Below are 16037 nucleotides of genomic sequence, written 5' to 3' on the forward strand. Positions count from 1 at the left end.
TCCCCCTGCAAGACTTGAACTTGCGACATACGGATTAACAGTCCGCCGTTCTACCAACTGAACTAAGGGGGAATTATATATCGTTGCTTGCACCATGTTCTTCAAAAGAGAAGAGATGGTGCCTCGAGGCGGAATCGAACCACCGACACGAGGATTTTCAATCCTCTGCTCTACCGACTGAGCTATCGAGGCAACGGAGCGCTATTAAACGGTTTTTCGTTCTTTTCGTCAACTATTTTTTTAGAAAATTTTCATTGTCGCGCTCGGTTGCCTGCTTTTCGTCCGGAAACGCCGATTATGGCTATTTCCTTGTCATAGCATCAGATTTTTCCTTGGTTAAATTCTTTTTGGAATGCGGTGACTTTTTCCAAATACCTTCTGGCCTCGGCATTGCGGTGCTTGTTGGTCAGTGCCCAGTAGACTTGATTTGGTTGCAAACTGTTCAAATCGTTCATCGCCCGTTTGCGGTCACTGCCGTGGAAAGTATTGAGCACCCCTCCGGTACCGCCGTTGTAAGCTGAGATCATACTGTAATGGAGCGACAGCGGATCACGGACGTCTTTCAAATACCGGGTACGCAAGATGTAGAAGTAGGCAGTACCGGTATCAATATTTCTTGCAGGATCAAACAGGTACTCAGGTGTCGGTATGCCTGGCTTGTTTTTCACTAGCTTGAAGACATCGGCCCCGGCGGTTTTTGGTACCACCTGCATCAGGCCGTAGGCATTGGCGTGGCTGACCGCATAGGGGTTGAAGCTGCTTTCGGTTTTGATAATGGCATAGATCAGATCTTCGGCAATGCCGTAACGGCGGGAAGCATCACGAACAATACTGGCATACTTGTAACCACGCTGGTTGGCGTGATCGGCCACCATCGGGATTTCAACATAATAGACTTGGTGGAAGCGCTCCGAGCGCTTTTTCATTTTACCGTCGATCAAATAATCGGCGAAACGGTTGGCACGCCATGACCATTCGATGGGCTTACCTTCATTGTCGAGCACTTGACCATAGAGGAACGGCTTGCCGCTCAACTCGATAGCTGAATCGGAATACAGATCGACGCCGCCCGGATTGTCTGGTGTCAGCAAAGTGGTGGTAATGGCTTCCTTGAGGTGCTTGGTCGGTTCGGTTTTTGCGACGGTTTCGACGATAACCATGCCGCGTTCAAAATCAACATGAGCGCGGCTACGGTAACCATCAGTGTACTTAACGTATTGACGCTTGCTGGCGACCAGTGAGTCGTTATCTCCCCAATAGCGTTTTACCTGACCGTTGAAGGAGTTCATTAGCCGATCGAGCGCGGCAGTATCTTGAGTGAACTGACCTGGCAGCGGGGCGAGGTTGTTGGCAAAACGGTTGGTAGTGGAGTAGTCGACATCGTAGAGTTTTTCAATAAACTCTCGGCTACAGCCGCTCAGTAGGAGCAGGGACAAAAACAGCGCGCGTAATCTCATAGTTCCCGGAATAAGAAAAAGGCACCTTACAAAAGATGCCTGAATTAATGACTTATATGTTTCCCTAGAGCTAAACGACCAAGCATGGGGGAAGCATTAGCGGTATTATTCGCTCGGCGGCGTGTAGCCGTCGATAATGACATCTTGGCCTTCAAACAAGAAGTTCACCATTTCGGTTTCCAGCAGCTTGCGGTGCTCCGGATCCATCATGTTCAATTTTTTCTCGTTGATCAGCATAGTCTGCTTGCCTTGCCACTCGGCCCACGCTTCCTTCGAGATGTTGTCGAAAATACGCTTGCCCAGTTCACCCGGATAAAGTTGGAAATCAAGGCCTTCCGCGTCTTTTTTCAGGCGGGCACAAAATACTGTACGGCTCATCGGGGAGCTCCTTCGTTATAACGTTGATTCGTTTACTTGGGTATATTTATACCATGCTTAATATGCTCACGTAACTTTAAGGTGCATGTTACTTGAAGTCACTTGCTATAAAAACTCTATCTATTTAGCTCGTAGCGCAGGCTCTCGAGGATCTGCTGTACCGGTGCCGCCAGCCCTATCTCTGCGGGTTGGTTGAGGTTATACCATTGGCCATTACCGGCTTCGCTGATGCTGTTGGGTTGCGCGGAAAGGCTTAATTTTATCGGCACGATATCTAAATGATAGTGACTAAATGTATGGCGGAATGCGTTCAGCTGCTCTTGATCGCTGATGATCTCTAATTGACCTATTCGCTGCTCGATCACCGGCGTTAGGTCGGCGTGATCCTGTTGCGGGAAGCACCACAGGCCGCCCCAGATCCCTGCGGGTGGGCGCTTTTCCAGCCAGACATATTCGCCATACTGGAAAATGGCAAACCAGGCTTGCTTTTCCGGTAGGATTTTTTTGGGTTTCTTGCCCGGAAAATCGGTTTGTCTACTCTGTGCTTTGGCCTCACAGCGCTCGGCGACGGGGCACAATTCGCATTTAGGCTTGCTGCGGGTACAGATCATCGCCCCCATATCCATCATGGCTTGGTTATAGCGTTCCACACCTTGGTCTGGAGTATTGGCCTCGGCGATTTCCCATAGCTGGTTTTCTACCGGCTTTTTCCCTGGCCACCCTTCAACGGCATAGCATCGGGCTAGCGTGCGTTTTACGTTGCCATCCAAGATAGGGTGATGTTGTTTGAGAGATAGTGACAGCACAGCCCCAGCGGTTGAGCGGCCTATCCCTGGTAGGGCAATCACTTGTTCGATATCGGTTGGGAAAACGCCGTTATGGTGGTCAACGATGTGTTTGGCTGCTTTGTGCAGGTTTCTCGCCCGGGCGTAGTAGCCTAGGCCTGTCCACAGGTGCAACACTTCGTCTTGTTCGGCGGCTGCAAGAGCGGTGACCGTAGGGAAGCGTTCGATGAAACGCTCAAAGTACGGGATCACCGTGGCGACTTGGGTTTGCTGTAGCATGATTTCCGACAGCCAGACCTTGTAGGGGGTCTTTTGCTGTTGCCATGGCAGGGTTTTCCGGCCAAATTTGTCATACCACGCTAAAATGGCATCAGAGAAGGTATTGGTCACAGTTTCAAGCTCACATTACTGACAGCCGTCTTCGTCTGTCTTATTTTTGGCCCTGATTGCACCACAAAGTCCGGGTCGTCGCAATCGATAGACTTGCACTTGCGCTGTAACTTTGGATAATGCCGTTCCGTTTCTTTTTTGTTTGGATAGTAAGCATGAGCGAAGTTTCAAAAAAGTCAGGTGAAGTTACCCTGAACGAATTTACCGAAGACGGCAAACTGGTACGTAAGGTACGTAGCTTTGTTCGTCGCGAAGGTCGCTTGACCAAGGGCCAAGAAGCGGCCATGGACAATAACTGGGCGGCTATGGGTATCGACTTCGCTCAGCAGATGCTGGACTGGAAAGAAGTATTTAATAACGATAACCCAGTTACACTGGAAATCGGCTTTGGTATGGGTGCCTCTCTGGTTGAGATGGCCAAGAATTCCCCAGAGAAAAACTTCATCGGTATTGAAGTTCACAGCCCAGGTGTAGGTGCTTGCTTGATGGGCGCAGAAGAAGCGGGTCTGACTAACTTACGTGTAATGTGTCACGACGGCGTAGAAGTGTTCGAGCACATGATTGCAGATGGTAGCCTTGATTGCGTGCAGCTGTTCTTCCCTGACCCATGGCATAAGGCGCGTCATCACAAACGTCGTATCGTTCAGCCTGAGTTCGCAGAAATGTTGCGTAAAAAGTTGAAAATCGGTGGTATCTTCCACATGGCGACAGACTGGGAAAACTACGCTGAGCATATGGTTGAAGTGATGGACGCTGCGCCGGGTTACCGTAATACGGCAACAGACGGTGCTTACATCCCGCGTCCTGAAGATCGTCCGCTGACAAAATTTGAAGCTCGTGGCCACCGATTGGGTCACGGCGTATGGGACATGAAATACGCGCGCACTGAGTAAGTCTCAAGCGCATTTGGGCAAGGTATTGCCAAGCACCGCAGGGTGCATCAGTTGTTCGAAAAAAGCCAACCTCGTGTTGGCTTTTTTATCCTTGGAGAAAAGTAATGAAACCAACAGAGCAGTTGCTAAACGAGATTTTAGATGAAGTCAGACCGCTGATCGGAAAAGGAAAAGTGGCTGATTATATCCCGGCATTGGCGGAAGTTCCGGCCAGTAAATTGGGGATTGCTGTGTGTTATAACGACGGTGAAGTTATTCAGGCTGGTGATAGCAAGGAAGACTTCTCGATCCAGTCGATCTCCAAGGCGCTGAGCCTGACACTGGCGATGACCTTGTACCAGCCGGAGGAAATCTGGCAGCGGGTCGGCAAGGAGCCATCAGGCCATGCATTCAACTCGATGATCCAGCTCGAACTGGAAAACGGCATACCACGTAACCCGTTTATCAATGCCGGGGCACTGGTAGTCTCTGATCTGCTGCACAGCCGTTTGTCGGCCCCTCAATACCGGATGCTGGAGTTGGTACGCGGCCTGGCCCAAAACCCGCATATTTGCTACGACAAGGTCGTGGCCGCTTCGGAGATGCAGCACAGTGATCGTAATGCCTCGATAGCTTATCTGATGCGTTCATTTGGTAACTTTGAGAATGAGGTGATGCCGGTGCTGACTAATTACTTCAGCTATTGTGCCCTGAAAATGAGCTGCGTTGATTTAGCCAAAACTTTCAGTTACTTGGCAAATAAAGGGCTTCCTTTGGGCGCAAAAAAAACAATTATCACCCAAACTCAGTGTAAGCAAATGAATGCACTGCTGGCGACCTGCGGGTTGTACGACGGTGCCGGAGAATTTGCATATCGGGTAGGTATGCCGGGCAAATCAGGAGTCGGTGGCGGGATCATTGCTATCGTTCCCGGTGAAATGGCCATCGCGGTATGGTCGCCAGAGCTGGATCCTTCGGGTAACTCTCTGGCCGGTACAGCTGCCCTCGAATTGCTGGCTGAGCGGATCGGCCGTTCAATTTTTTAACGGGGTCGTTTAGGGCTGCAGATCCTAACCTACTCCGATTACGGGGAAAGGCTTATGCTGTTGCGTGTTTGTGGGTACAAGTTAGCGGTTGTCGGGTTTGCCTTATCATTGGGCGTTCAAGCCAATGAAGCGCCTGTGTGTCAGTTGGAGTGGCACAACAGCCTGAGTATGCAAGACGGGGCGCTCAATCTCGAATTTGAAGGGGAAAACTTTCAGATAAAACCCAGTGGTCAACTTTACTTCGGGGTCCACAAGGTCAAGCTCAGTGATGATCAGTCGATGTTGCTCGCTGACTATCACCGCCTTATGCTGGATGACTTGCCTTATACTTTGTCCCATTCACAGTTGATCGATCAAAAGCTGTGCGATCAGGTGGCAATGCGCCAAGCGAAGGAAAGCGAAATTCAATCTCAAATTCCTGCCCTTAAACGTTGGCAGAGCGTCACTCTAAATTGATGCCTTTCACCCTTCTTCCAAAGTCGTCGAACAAAAGAGCATAAACGCGTGTAGCTCCGGCCTAGAATACCAGCTAGAGCTACTCGCGGTATTTTTACGTTCTTTTGTACTATCTGCACTGAGCCTTAATCTTGCTCGTCTTCGTCTACAAACGCCGCCAGCAGATCGTTGAGGAACAGTTTACCGTGCTCAGTGATCTGCCACTGCTCGCCTTTGTCTTCCAGGTAGCTTTGCTTAAGTGCCCAGTTGATCGGCTCCTCAATGCTTGATAACGGCAAGCCGGTACGATCGACATAATCTTGTTTCGGGCAGGCTTCTAGCAGGCGGAAGCGGTTCATAAAGAACTCGAACGGACGCTCACTGGCAGCAACCTGGTTTTCCTGATCAAGATATGGCTTGGTCGGGTTGAGGTAGCCTCGAGGGTGTTTGACCTTCACTGTACGGGTGATAGTGCCGTCGGCAAAGCTCAGCTTGCCATGGGCACCGCAACCGATCCCCAGATAGTCGCCGAAGCGCCAGTAGTTGAGGTTATGGCGGCACTGGCGGCCTGCTTTGCTGTAGCCCGAGATTTCGTACTGGACATAGCCAGCATCAGCCAGCAGCTGGTGGCCTTGCTCGAAGATATCCCATAAATCATCGTCATCTGGCAGTACCGGCGGCTTGGAGTAGAATAGGGTATTAGGCTCGATAGTCAGCTGATACCAAGACAAGTGCGGTGGCTGCAAGGCTATCGCCTGTTTCAGATCTGACAGGGCATCATCGATGCTTTGATCCGGCAGGCCGTGCATCAGGTCAATATTGAAGCTGTCGAGTCCGGCCTCTTTGGCCAGTCCTGCGGCAGTAATGGCTTCTTTGCTACCGTGGATCCGGCCTAGGCGTTTGAGTTTTTCATCCTGGAAACTCTGGATGCCAATTGAGATACGGTTGACTCCCACGGCACGGTAGGCGTTGAAGCGTCCGGCCTCGACGGTGCCCGGATTGGCTTCCATGGTAATTTCGATATCCTTGCTAAACGGGATCCGTTGTTTGACGGCCTCAAGCAAGCGGCCGATTTCCGGTGCGGAGATCAGGCTTGGGGTACCACCACCGATGAAAATGGAATGCAGCTCCCGGGCTTGGCGATTGAGACCATATTTGGCCAAGTCGGTATCGAGATCCTCGATAAGGGCATCGATGTAATCAAGCTCAGGAATATCGGCTTTCAGCGCATGGGAGTTGAAGTCGCAATAAGGGCACTTCTGGACACACCATGGGATATGGATATACAGGCTCAGTGGTGGTGGTACTAGCATGGTTTATGCTTCCTTCAGGGCAGCAAATAGCTTGGTGAGGGCTTTGCCGCGGTGTGATAGTTGTTTCTTGCGAGCGGGTTCAAGCTCTGCTGAAGAGCAGTGGTCTTCAGGTACCCAGAAAATGGGATCATAGCCAAAGCCATTCTCACCATGGGCTTCGGTCAGGATTTGGCCTTCCCAGCTGCCGTGGCAGACGAGTGGGGTGGGATCATTCTCGTGACGCATCATGACCAGTACGCAATGGAAACGGGCGGTACGCTGCTCTGGCGCAACCCCTTCCATTTTTGTTAGCAGCTTTTGCAGGTTTTCTTCGTCAGAGGCATCAGCACCGGCAAAGCGGGCAGAATAGATCCCCGGCGCTCCCTTGAGGTAGTCGACTTCAAGGCCTGAGTCATCGGCAATCGCTGGCAAACCGGTTTCCTTGGCTGCATGGCGAGCTTTGATGATAGCGTTTTCGATAAAGGTGGTACCTGTCTCGGCCACAGAAGAGACGTTGTAATCGCTTTGGGCAACCACGTCGAAGCCGAAATCTGCCAACAGGCTAGCCATTTCTTTCACTTTGCCCTGATTACCAGTAGCTAGTACTAATTTGCTCATCACAGTTCCTCACAATAAAGAGGGCGCTATCTTATCTCACTACCCGGAAATTAAAAGGGGAGCGCTAGGCTCCCCGTGTAGATGCCGGTACTGGAGTTGGGTCAGTCGACATAAAAAGTCTGGTCAAACTTGATGTTGCCTCGGGTGCCGTTGTGGGACATGTCGATGGAGAAATTGAAACGCTCTTCATTGGCGTGTTTGATTTCGGCAATGTAATAAATCGCCTCGCCTTCTCTGATCTCCCGGAAAGATAGGTTCTTTACGCTGCCGAGTAAGTTTTTAGCCTGACCATTAAGTACCGCAGTTACTGCTGGTTTCCCCGGCTTGCCTGTATCAAGCACAGTGACATTGATCACCGCGGAATAGCGGCTGCGCTGGATTTTGTAAGTACTGGCAACGTCTGGGGTGAGAAACGTTGATGGGAAACTGGAGTAGTGGACCTCCAAACTACCGACTTGTTCGAATTGCTCGGCATGGGCCGGGAGGCTAGCACCCAGGCTGGTAAGTAACAGGGCAAATAGGCTGAAAAGACGAGTCATTTTATTATCCTTCTATACGCACTGGGTCGGGGATTATCCCTGCACCGATAGTGGGTATTGCTTAATTCCATTATAGTCGGGTGTAACAGTCTGATGAAAAACAGCCCGGCGTCTTGGGGGACGCCGGGCTGGGAGTGGTTACCGATTACAGCAGAGCTTTGATGGGCTCGGGGATAACCTTGGGGACCGTGATACGCACTTGCTTGTGACGTCCTAGCTCCCCTTTTTCTATGTCAATTTGCCCCTTGGCGACCTTGAACTGCTTGGACAGGTACTTAGTCAGATGGGCATTGGCCTTGCCATCAACTGGCGGGGCGGTGATCGCCACTTTGATTTCATCACCATGTAGGCCAACCATTTGGTCACGGCTGGCCTTTGGCTGAATATAGAGCCTTAAGATCAGATCGTCACCATCAAGGTAAACGGCCTGTTGGCTCATAGCTGGAACCAGATCGGACCGACAACGTCACCGATCAGGAAGTTGGCAAACTGCAGACCAAGGAACAGAACCAATACACTCAGGTCTAGGCCACCCATTGCTGGGATAATACGGCGGATAGGGGCTGTCAATGGCTCGGTAAGTTGGTGCATTACATATTCAACAGGGCTGCGACCCTGGCTGACCCAGCTTAGGATAGCGCGTAGCAGCAGTACCCAGAACAGCAGGCCACCAGCGGCTTTCACTAATGATAGGGCGCCAATCCAGAAGTACTCAGGGGTAAAGATAAAGCCACCGCCCAGCACCAACTGTAGGAGGATGAACTTACCCATACTCAGGATGTAGGCAAACAGCAGGGTGGCGACATCCAGTGAGCCAATTGACGGAATAATGCGGCGCAGCGGACCGACGACCGGCTGGGTTGCCTTGATGATAAACTGCGAAAACGGATTGTAAAAATCGGCACGCGCCCACTGGAGCCAGATGCGCAGCAGCACGACCATAATGTAGAGATCAAATAGGGTACTGACAAGAAAACCAATTGAGTTCATATACTAACCTTAAAATAATTTTTCCATTTCTTCAGCGCGGGAAACGGCAGCACGCATTGCTTTTGCTACGGTATCACTAAGTTGGCACTCGTTGAAAGTGCGGATTGCCTCGGCGGTTGTGCCACCTTTCGAGGTCACCTGAGCACGTAAGGTCGCTAGGTCGGTATCCGGGTTAGCGACGACCATTTCTGCCGCGCCAAGCGCCGACTGCTGTACCAACATACGGGCTTGCTCAGGGGTGAAACCTTGCTTGATGGCTTCGTCCTGCATCGCTTCCATAAACAGGAAGAAGTAAGCTGGAGCACTGCCGGCAGCGGCAATAATACCGTTAATTCCCGACTCTTGCTCTACCCAGCATACTTCGCCGACAGCCTGCATTAAGTGTTCGGCAAATTGACGGTCATTGGGGTTGAGACTGCTAGAGGCGAAGAGGCCGCTCATGCCTTTGCCAATCAGTGATGGGGTATTGGGCATTACCCGCACTAGGCTCAGCTTGGTTGCCAGCATCTGGTTGAGGCGCTCAGCACTCACCCCGGCGGCAATTGATATCACTAGCTTGCCGGAAAAATCGAGGATCTGCAGCGGTTGGCACACCTCTTCCATCAGCTGGGGCTTAACGGCCAATACAATGACATCGGCATCGGAAGCGGCGCTGAGGTTATTGTCGGTGGTGTGGATCCCGTAATCACGGGCCAACGGCTCGCGGCGGGCTGAGCTTGGTGCGGTCGCGGTGATTTTGTCCGGCGCGTAGCCGCTGGCAACGAGGCCGGCGATGATAGAACGGGCCATGTTACCGGCACCAATGAAGGCAATCGCGCGTTGTTCCATGTTACATCCTTTGTGTTTTCAAGGCCGGGAGGGACGATGACGTCCTTCCTAGACGTTATAATTGTGTGGCTATTATATACCCAAGTTATTCTCGCTGAACTACGAATAATCACGGGCACCAAAAATAGCTGTGCCAATGCGGACGATGGTACTACCGGCGGCAACGGCGGCATCAAGATCGCCACTCATTCCCATCGACAGGGTGTCAAGCTGCGGGTGTTTGGCCTTGAGCTTGTCCATTGTCTCAGCCAGGCTGGAAAATGCGGCTAGCTGGCTGTCATAATCATCGGCTTTTTGCGGAATCGACATTAGGCCACGTAACACCAGGTTCGGCATGGCGGCGATTTCATCTGCCAGCGCCGCGACGTCATCAAAAGCCAGTCCCGACTTGGAGTCTTCACCGCTGGTGTTGACCTGAAGCAGGATATTGAGTGGCGGCATCTCTGCCGGGCGCTGTTCGCTGAGGCGGCGGGCGATCTTGGCACGGTCAACCGAATGGACCCAGTCGAAGTGCTCGGCAATCGGACGGGTCTTGTTGGACTGGATCGGGCCAATGAAGTGCCAGCTCAATGACGAAGCGAGACCTTGCTGGGCAAAGTACTGGACCTTCTCTACGCCTTCCTGAACATAGTTTTCGCCAAATGTCGCATGGCCAGCGGCAATCGCTTCCTCTATCGCGGCAATAGGTTTGGTTTTGCTAACTGCAAGCAGTTGCACTGATTCGGCATCTCTACCGCATTTTTCTGCTGCCAGGCCGATCTGGGTGATGACCTGTTCAATGTTTTGCTTGATACTATTCATAATTGATTCTGTGGGGAAAATTTATGGATATCACCGAACTACTGGACTTTAGTGTAAAGCATAACGCCTCTGATCTGCACCTTTCTGCTGGTGTTCCGCCGATGATCCGGGTTGACGGCGATGTGCGCAAGCTGAGTTTACCGGCTTTGGAGCATGCGGAAGTACATCGTTTGGTATTCGATATAATGAATGATGCCCAGCGCAGGGAGTTTGAAGAGCGGCTAGAAGTCGATTTCTCGTTTGAATTACCCGATGTTGGTCGCTTCCGTGTTAATGCATTCAAGCAAGCGAGGGGCAGTGCAGCGGTATTTAGAACGATACCGGTCAAGATCCCGACCCTGGAGTCACTGGGTGTGCCTGACGTGTTTTACCAGATCGCCCAACTCCCACGTGGATTGGTGCTGGTGACCGGGGCCACAGGTTCGGGTAAGTCGACCACTATTGCCGCGTTAGTGGATTACATTAACGAGAATTCAAACTGCCATATCCTAACCATTGAAGATCCGGTGGAATTCATCCACACCGGTAAACGTTGCCTGATCAACCAGCGTGAAGTACATCGCGATACCCACAGTTTCCATAATGCCCTGCGCTCCTCGCTACGTGAAGATCCCGATGTGATTGTGGTTGGTGAGCTCCGTGACCGCGAGACTATCAGCTTAGCCCTGACGGCGGCAGAAACCGGGCATTTGGTGCTGGGGACTTTGCATACCAGTTCGGCGGCAAAGACGGTTGATAGGATCATCGATGTATTCCCGGGCAATGATAAGGCAATGGTACGCTCCATGTTGTCGGAGTCGCTACGTGCGGTGGTATCACAGAACCTGCTCAAATGTACCAGTGGCGGGCGTATTGCCGCCCATGAGGTGATGATGGCGACACCGGCGATTCGCAACTTGATCCGGGAAGATAAGGTGGCGCAGATGTTCTCGATGATCCAGACCGGATCGGCTATGGGAATGAAGACTATGGATCAAAGTGTCAAGATGCTGGTTGCCCAGGGGCTGGTGGATGCCGAAGAAGGACGCCGGGTTGTTGATTCTGGCTTTTCGTCGTTTTAGTGGGGATAGATAGAATGACATTACAGCACGCACTTAACGAGATGATCAGCCGCAAGGCCTCGGATCTCTATATTACTGTCGATTCTCCTTGTTTACTCCGCATTGATGGCAATCTCCATCCCCTTGGCGATATGCTCGACCTTAAAGCCATCGAGCAAATGTTTGGCGAGGCGATGGACCGTGAGCAAGAGGCTGAATACCGTGCCAGTAAAGAGGCTAACTTTGCCTTGGTGAGGGGGGAGAATCGCTTCCGGGTTAGCGCTTTCTGGCAGCGGGAATTACCGGGGATGGTGATCCGCCGTATTGAAACGGAAATCCCGGAGTTTCACTCACTCAACCTACCTATGGATATGCAGAAGATGGCGCTGGCCAAGCGTGGCTTGGTATTGGTTGTTGGCGCGACTGGATCGGGCAAGTCAACGTCGATGGCAGCCATGACCGGCTATCGCAACAGCAACCGCAGTGGTCATATCCTGACGGTAGAAGATCCGATTGAATTCGTACACAAGCACAATAAGTGCATCATCACCCAGCGTGAAGTGGGGCTGGATACCGAAAGTTACGAAGTGGCCTTGAAAAACTCCCTGCGCCAGGCGCCGGATATGATCCTGATTGGTGAAATCCGTACTCCCGAAACCATGGAATATGCGATGAACTTTGCCGAGACCGGACATCTGTGTATGGCGACCCTACACGCCAACAATGCCAATCAGGCACTAGAGCGGATCTTGCATTTAGTGCCGAAAGAGCGGCGCGAGCAGTTCCTGTTCGATCTGTCTTTGAATCTTAAATGTATCTTGGCCCAGCAGTTGATCCCCGATGCGCATGGGATCGGTAGACATGGTGCTTTTGAGTTGTTGATCAATACCCCGAGGATCGCAGACTTGATCCGTCGCGGCGAGCTCCATGAGATCAAAGACACCATGGCCAAATCGAATGAATCGGGGATGATGACCTTCGATCAGTCGCTCTATGACCTTTACAGCACTGGCAAGATCACTGAGCAGGATGCCTTGCACCATGCCGATTCAGCCAACGACCTGCGCTTGATGATTAAAGTGGGAAGCAAGAGTCAGCGAAGTACGAATGCATTGTCTGGGGTCACCGTCGATATGGGCTGATCTTATTGATCGTAGCAATTAGTCTGTAGGTAACCAAAAGCATTGGGGGTGTTATGATCCTAATGCTTTTTTTGTTGATCGTATTTTATAAGCTATTGAAGTTAATGTTTTTTCGTTATGGTCAGGATCACGATGTACAGGTATCTGAGCTTTCGGATTCAAATAGCCCAAAAGCTGTACAGCCTGATCATCCCTTGAGCTTTCTGGGGTCAGTCAAATCCATTTTTCAAGATCTTGGTAAGCGATCGCTTTTTGGTGAAAAGAGAAGGGAAAGCTGTACGAATAAGGTGATAGGATCCGAGAACCAAAGACCTAGAATCAATAAAAAAGGGAAGATAATGGGTCTGAAAGGGGGAATGCGGTGAGAAGATAATCCCTAGGTTCTAGACGCTAGAACCCAGGATCTTATGGCTATCCGTACTGCTGCTCGAACCAGCTTTCGAGGATCACAACAGCTGATTGGGAGTCGATATTGCCTTTGCTGAGGTTGCGGTAGCCGCCGCGATCGAATAGATCGGAGCGGGCTTCAGCGGTGCTCAGGCGCTCGTCATGCAATTCAACCTGGCAACCGAATCGACCGTGCAGGCGGTTGGCAAACTTTTTGGCCCTTGGTGTGATGGCTTCCAACTCACCGCCTCGCATATCTAGCGGAAGGCCGACAACAACCAAGTCCGGTTGCCATTCTTTGATGATTTTTTCAATGTCGTCCCAATTAGGGATCCCATCTTTAGCCTTCAGAGCCCCTAGTGGGCTAGCGGTGCCTGTCAGCTCCTGGCCGATGGCGACACCAATGCTTTTCGTACCGTAATCAAAAGCGAGTACGCTGCGAGAATGACTCATGCATGTCCTTGTTCTGTGGATAGGTTAGTGGCATTGATACCCAACTGGGCAATGGCCTTGTTCCAACGTTCATTGATGGGGGTATTGAACACCACATCGGTATTGGCTTCCGTTGTCAGCCAGACATTTTCTATAAGCTCTTTTTCAAGCTGCCCTGAATCCCATCCTGCATAACCCAGAGCAACCAGAAAATTGTCTGGCGACTCACTGGTCCCGAGTAGTGAGAGGATGTCTTTGGAAGTGGTGATGGAAACATCATCGGTGACATCAATGCTTGAACTCAAACGACCAACCCGATTATGCAAAACAAAGCCGCGATCGGAGGATACTGGACCCCCGTTAAATACGGGCTGTTCAAGGCTGGCTGGATCCTTGACTGGCAATTCACGTTCAATCTCTATTTGATCAAGCATGTTGCCCACCGAAATTTCAATCGGCAGGTTGATGACGATACCCATTGCGCCTTCGTCGTTGTGCTCGCAAATGTAGACAACACTTCCTTTGAAATTTGGATCTTGCATGCTTGGCATGGCTAGCAGAAAGTGGTTAGTCAAGTTCATGGAAAGATACCTACTACCGAACGTATTACTTACAGTATGCCGACTAATTAACAGAATTGGTATTAAAGGGAGAGGAATTTAAATTTAATGCAGCCCACTCAATGCAGCCCTTGTCTTAATTGAGTGGGGCTGCGTTGAGTCGCCAATTACGCGTTGATGCGTCGCTCGATGGCATCCATCAGCTTGCCAGTGATAGAGATATCAAAAGCTGCTTCGATTTCACGGATACAAGTTGGGCTGGTGACGTTGATTTCTGTTAGCTTGTCGCCAATCACATCAAGGCCTACGAAGATCAAGCCTTTCTCCTTCAGTACCGGGGCGACGGTTTCAGCGATTTTGCGATCGGTCTCGCTGATAGGGCGCGCTTCACCACGACCGCCTGCGGCCAGATTGCCACGTGTTTCGCCTTTGGCCGGAATGCGAGCCAAACAGTATGGCATCGGTTCGCCATCGACCACCAAGATACGTTTGTCACCGTTGCTGATATCAGGTACGAAGGTCTGAGCCATGCAGTAATTTTGGCCCATATTGGTTAAGGTTTCGATGATCACCGAGACATTCGGATCGCCTTTCATTACGCGGAAGATAGACGAGCCACCCATCCCATCAAGTGGCTTGAGGATCACATCCCCGTGCTCCTGGTGGAAAGCTTTGATTTTGTCGGCACGGCGAGTAACGATGGTGGTTGGCGTCAGCTCAGGGAACCAGGCGGTAAACAGCTTTTCGTTACAGTCACGCAGGCTCTGTGGCTTATTGACGATCAGGGCGCCTTCATCTTCTGCACGCTCCAGAATGTAGGTCGCGTAAATGTATTCGGTGTCGAATGGCGGATCCTTACGCATCAATACCGCGTCAAGATCTGACAGCGCGATTTCTTGTTCACTGTGGAATTCAAACCAGCCGTTTGGATCTTCCTTCAGGCTAACGACACGGGTGCGGGCAATGGCTTTTCCTTGCTCCAGTGACAGGTCGTTCATTTCCATATAGTGGATTTCCCAGCCACGGCGCTGGGCTTCCAACATCATGGCAAAGCTGGAATCTTTTTTAATGTTGATAGACTCGATTGGGTCCATCACGATACCCAGTTTGATCATTGCTGTATTCCTCTTGGTTAGCCCAGATCGCCGAAGCGAACTTGTAATGCGGTGATCGCGGTCATTGCTGTCGTTTCGGTACGCAGCACACGCGGGCCTAACAATACTTCATCAAAGGTGTATTGCTCGGTCATTGAAATTTCGTCTGCGGATAAACCGCCTTCAGGACCGATAAGTAGTTTCACTTTGGTCACTGGCTCTGGCAGGGTGTTAATCGAGTAACTTGCACGAGGGTGCAGGTTCAGCTTCAAGCCGTCGTATTCTTCGGCACACCATTCTTCTAGCTTCATGATCGGGCGGATTTCCGGCACGGTGTTACGACCACATTGCTCGCACGCGCTGATGGCGATTTTTTGCCACTGCTGGAGTTTTTTCTCGAAACGTTCGGCGTTCAGTTTTACTCCGCAACGCTCTGAAATCAGTGGGGTGATGGTATTAACGCCCAGCTCGACGGATTTCTGGATGGTAAATTCCATTTTGTCACCACGAGAAACAACCTGGCCAAGATGAATATCCAGTGGTGATTCGACACTGTTTTCAACGCGCGCCTGGATTTCCACTTCCACACTCTTCTTGCTGGCATTGGTGATCACTGCCGGAAACTCAGCATTGCTGCCGTCAAACAGAAGGACTTCTTGGCCGGCTTGCATACGCATGACACGGCCTACGTGGTTGGCAGCGTCTTCGCTTAGCATAATGGTTCCAGAGCTTGGCAATAACTCCGGGTGGTAAATTCGTGGGATTCTCATGGCTATCTTGTAACCTGTTGGTTGTAGTCTGGCTGCATTATATCAACTCTGCTGCTGATTGCAGGCGCTTGGTCATCGAATGCAGGCTATAGGATAAAGAGATGGACGCGGTAAGGGAGAAAAACAAGGGTAAAAAGGAAATTAAACGAATCCTGGTGGAGTATTTATGTGTCGCACTTTT

19 protein-coding genes and 2 tRNA genes are annotated in these 16037 nt (G+C 51.0%); 5 read left to right on the plus strand and 16 right to left on the minus strand.

Translation table 11 applies throughout. The annotated features are described in order from the left end of the window. From ACVA58_RS22935 to mutY, 5 genes are all read right to left on the minus strand, one after another. Nucleotides 1-72 (minus strand) — tRNA-Asn (locus ACVA58_RS22935). A 44-nt stretch (nt 73-116) separates the two neighbouring features. Beyond that, nucleotides 117-192: transfer RNA gene (locus tag ACVA58_RS22940), tRNA-Phe, on the minus strand. Nucleotides 193-320: 128 nt separating this feature from the next. After that, nucleotides 321-1457 (minus strand): membrane-bound lytic murein transglycosylase MltC, encoded by a 1137-nt coding sequence (gene mltC / locus ACVA58_RS22945; RefSeq protein ID WP_446512673.1) that lies wholly within the window; start codon nt 1455-1457, stop codon nt 321-323. 105 nt (nt 1458-1562) lie between these two features. Then, nucleotides 1563-1835, minus strand: a complete 273-nt coding sequence (locus ACVA58_RS22950; RefSeq protein WP_107300870.1) for an oxidative damage protection protein — start codon at nt 1833-1835, stop codon at nt 1563-1565. Between the two features lie 116 nt (nt 1836-1951). Further along, the gene (gene mutY, locus ACVA58_RS22955; RefSeq protein ID WP_446512674.1) at nt 1952-3010 is read right to left on the minus strand and encodes an A/G-specific adenine glycosylase; all 1059 of its coding nucleotides are present in this window, start codon (nt 3008-3010) and stop codon (nt 1952-1954) included. Nucleotides 3011-3165: 155 nt separating this feature from the next. Here mutY and trmB point away from each other — a divergent pair, with 155 nt between their 5' ends. The 3 genes from trmB to ACVA58_RS22970 all read left to right on the plus strand — a co-directional run bounded on the left by trmB (nt 3166) and on the right by ACVA58_RS22970 (nt 5384). Continuing rightward, nucleotides 3166-3903, plus strand: a complete 738-nt coding sequence (gene trmB / locus ACVA58_RS22960; protein ID WP_446506258.1) for a tRNA (guanosine(46)-N7)-methyltransferase TrmB — start codon at nt 3166-3168, stop codon at nt 3901-3903. Nucleotides 3904-4007: 104 nt separating this feature from the next. Next, on the plus strand, nt 4008-4928 hold the full coding sequence (gene glsB, locus ACVA58_RS22965) for a glutaminase B (protein WP_446512675.1): 921 nt from the start codon (nt 4008-4010) through the stop codon (nt 4926-4928). Nucleotides 4929-4982: 54 nt separating this feature from the next. Beyond that, complete coding sequence (locus tag ACVA58_RS22970; protein WP_446512676.1) at nt 4983-5384, plus strand: hypothetical protein; 402 nt, start codon at nt 4983-4985, stop codon at nt 5382-5384. Between the two features lie 125 nt (nt 5385-5509). On the opposite strand, the gene hemW is transcribed toward ACVA58_RS22970, so the two are convergent. The 7 genes from hemW to ACVA58_RS23005 form a co-directional block, all read right to left on the minus strand. Then, nucleotides 5510-6676 carry a radical SAM family heme chaperone HemW gene (gene hemW, locus ACVA58_RS22975; RefSeq protein WP_446512677.1) on the minus strand — a complete coding sequence of 389 codons (1167 nt, stop codon included), beginning with the start codon at nt 6674-6676 and terminating at the stop codon, nt 5510-5512. Nucleotides 6677-6679: 3 nt separating this feature from the next. After that, nucleotides 6680-7273: an XTP/dITP diphosphatase gene (locus ACVA58_RS22980; protein WP_446512678.1), complete on the minus strand. Its 594-nt coding sequence runs from the start codon at nt 7271-7273 to the stop codon at nt 6680-6682. 101 nt (nt 7274-7374) lie between these two features. Beyond that, the gene (locus ACVA58_RS22985) at nt 7375-7812 is read right to left on the minus strand and encodes a DUF4426 domain-containing protein (RefSeq protein ID WP_446512679.1); all 438 of its coding nucleotides are present in this window, start codon (nt 7810-7812) and stop codon (nt 7375-7377) included. Nucleotides 7813-7957: 145 nt separating this feature from the next. Further along, nucleotides 7958-8251: a DUF167 family protein YggU gene (gene yggU, locus ACVA58_RS22990; protein WP_446512680.1), complete on the minus strand. Its 294-nt coding sequence runs from the start codon at nt 8249-8251 to the stop codon at nt 7958-7960. After that, complete coding sequence (locus tag ACVA58_RS22995; protein WP_446512681.1) at nt 8248-8802, minus strand: YggT family protein; 555 nt, start codon at nt 8800-8802, stop codon at nt 8248-8250. Before ACVA58_RS22995 ends, yggU begins: the two co-directional genes overlap by 4 nt. 9 nt (nt 8803-8811) lie before the next feature. Then, nucleotides 8812-9630 (minus strand): pyrroline-5-carboxylate reductase, encoded by an 819-nt coding sequence (proC, locus tag ACVA58_RS23000; RefSeq protein ID WP_446512682.1) that lies wholly within the window; start codon nt 9628-9630, stop codon nt 8812-8814. A gap of 99 nt (nt 9631-9729) precedes the next feature. Then, complete coding sequence (locus tag ACVA58_RS23005; RefSeq protein ID WP_446512683.1) at nt 9730-10431, minus strand: YggS family pyridoxal phosphate-dependent enzyme; 702 nt, start codon at nt 10429-10431, stop codon at nt 9730-9732. Nucleotides 10432-10454: 23 nt separating this feature from the next. Between ACVA58_RS23005 and ACVA58_RS23010 the strand changes: the two genes are divergently transcribed. Continuing rightward, the gene (locus tag ACVA58_RS23010) at nt 10455-11492 is read left to right on the plus strand and encodes a type IV pilus twitching motility protein PilT (RefSeq protein WP_446512684.1); all 1038 of its coding nucleotides are present in this window, start codon (nt 10455-10457) and stop codon (nt 11490-11492) included. 14 nt (nt 11493-11506) lie between these two features. After that, complete coding sequence (locus ACVA58_RS23015; protein ID WP_446512685.1) at nt 11507-12613, plus strand: PilT/PilU family type 4a pilus ATPase; 1107 nt, start codon at nt 11507-11509, stop codon at nt 12611-12613. A gap of 411 nt (nt 12614-13024) precedes the next feature. On the opposite strand, the gene ruvX is transcribed toward ACVA58_RS23015, so the two are convergent. From ruvX to rsmE, 4 genes are all read right to left on the minus strand, one after another. Beyond that, on the minus strand, nt 13025-13453 hold the full coding sequence (ruvX, locus tag ACVA58_RS23020) for a Holliday junction resolvase RuvX (RefSeq protein WP_107349959.1): 429 nt from the start codon (nt 13451-13453) through the stop codon (nt 13025-13027). Further along, nucleotides 13450-14013 carry a YqgE/AlgH family protein gene (locus ACVA58_RS23025; RefSeq protein ID WP_446512686.1) on the minus strand — a complete coding sequence of 188 codons (564 nt, stop codon included), beginning with the start codon at nt 14011-14013 and terminating at the stop codon, nt 13450-13452. Before ACVA58_RS23025 ends, ruvX begins: the two co-directional genes overlap by 4 nt. Before the next feature lie 146 nt (nt 14014-14159). Next, the gene (gshB, locus tag ACVA58_RS23030) at nt 14160-15107 is read right to left on the minus strand and encodes a glutathione synthase (RefSeq protein ID WP_446512687.1); all 948 of its coding nucleotides are present in this window, start codon (nt 15105-15107) and stop codon (nt 14160-14162) included. 17 nt (nt 15108-15124) lie between these two features. Next, nucleotides 15125-15856 (minus strand): 16S rRNA (uracil(1498)-N(3))-methyltransferase, encoded by a 732-nt coding sequence (gene rsmE / locus ACVA58_RS23035; RefSeq protein WP_446512688.1) that lies wholly within the window; start codon nt 15854-15856, stop codon nt 15125-15127. Nucleotides 15857-16037 lie beyond the last annotated feature (181 nt).

It is taken from the genome of Photobacterium sp. DNB22_13_2 (genome assembly GCF_052873915.1).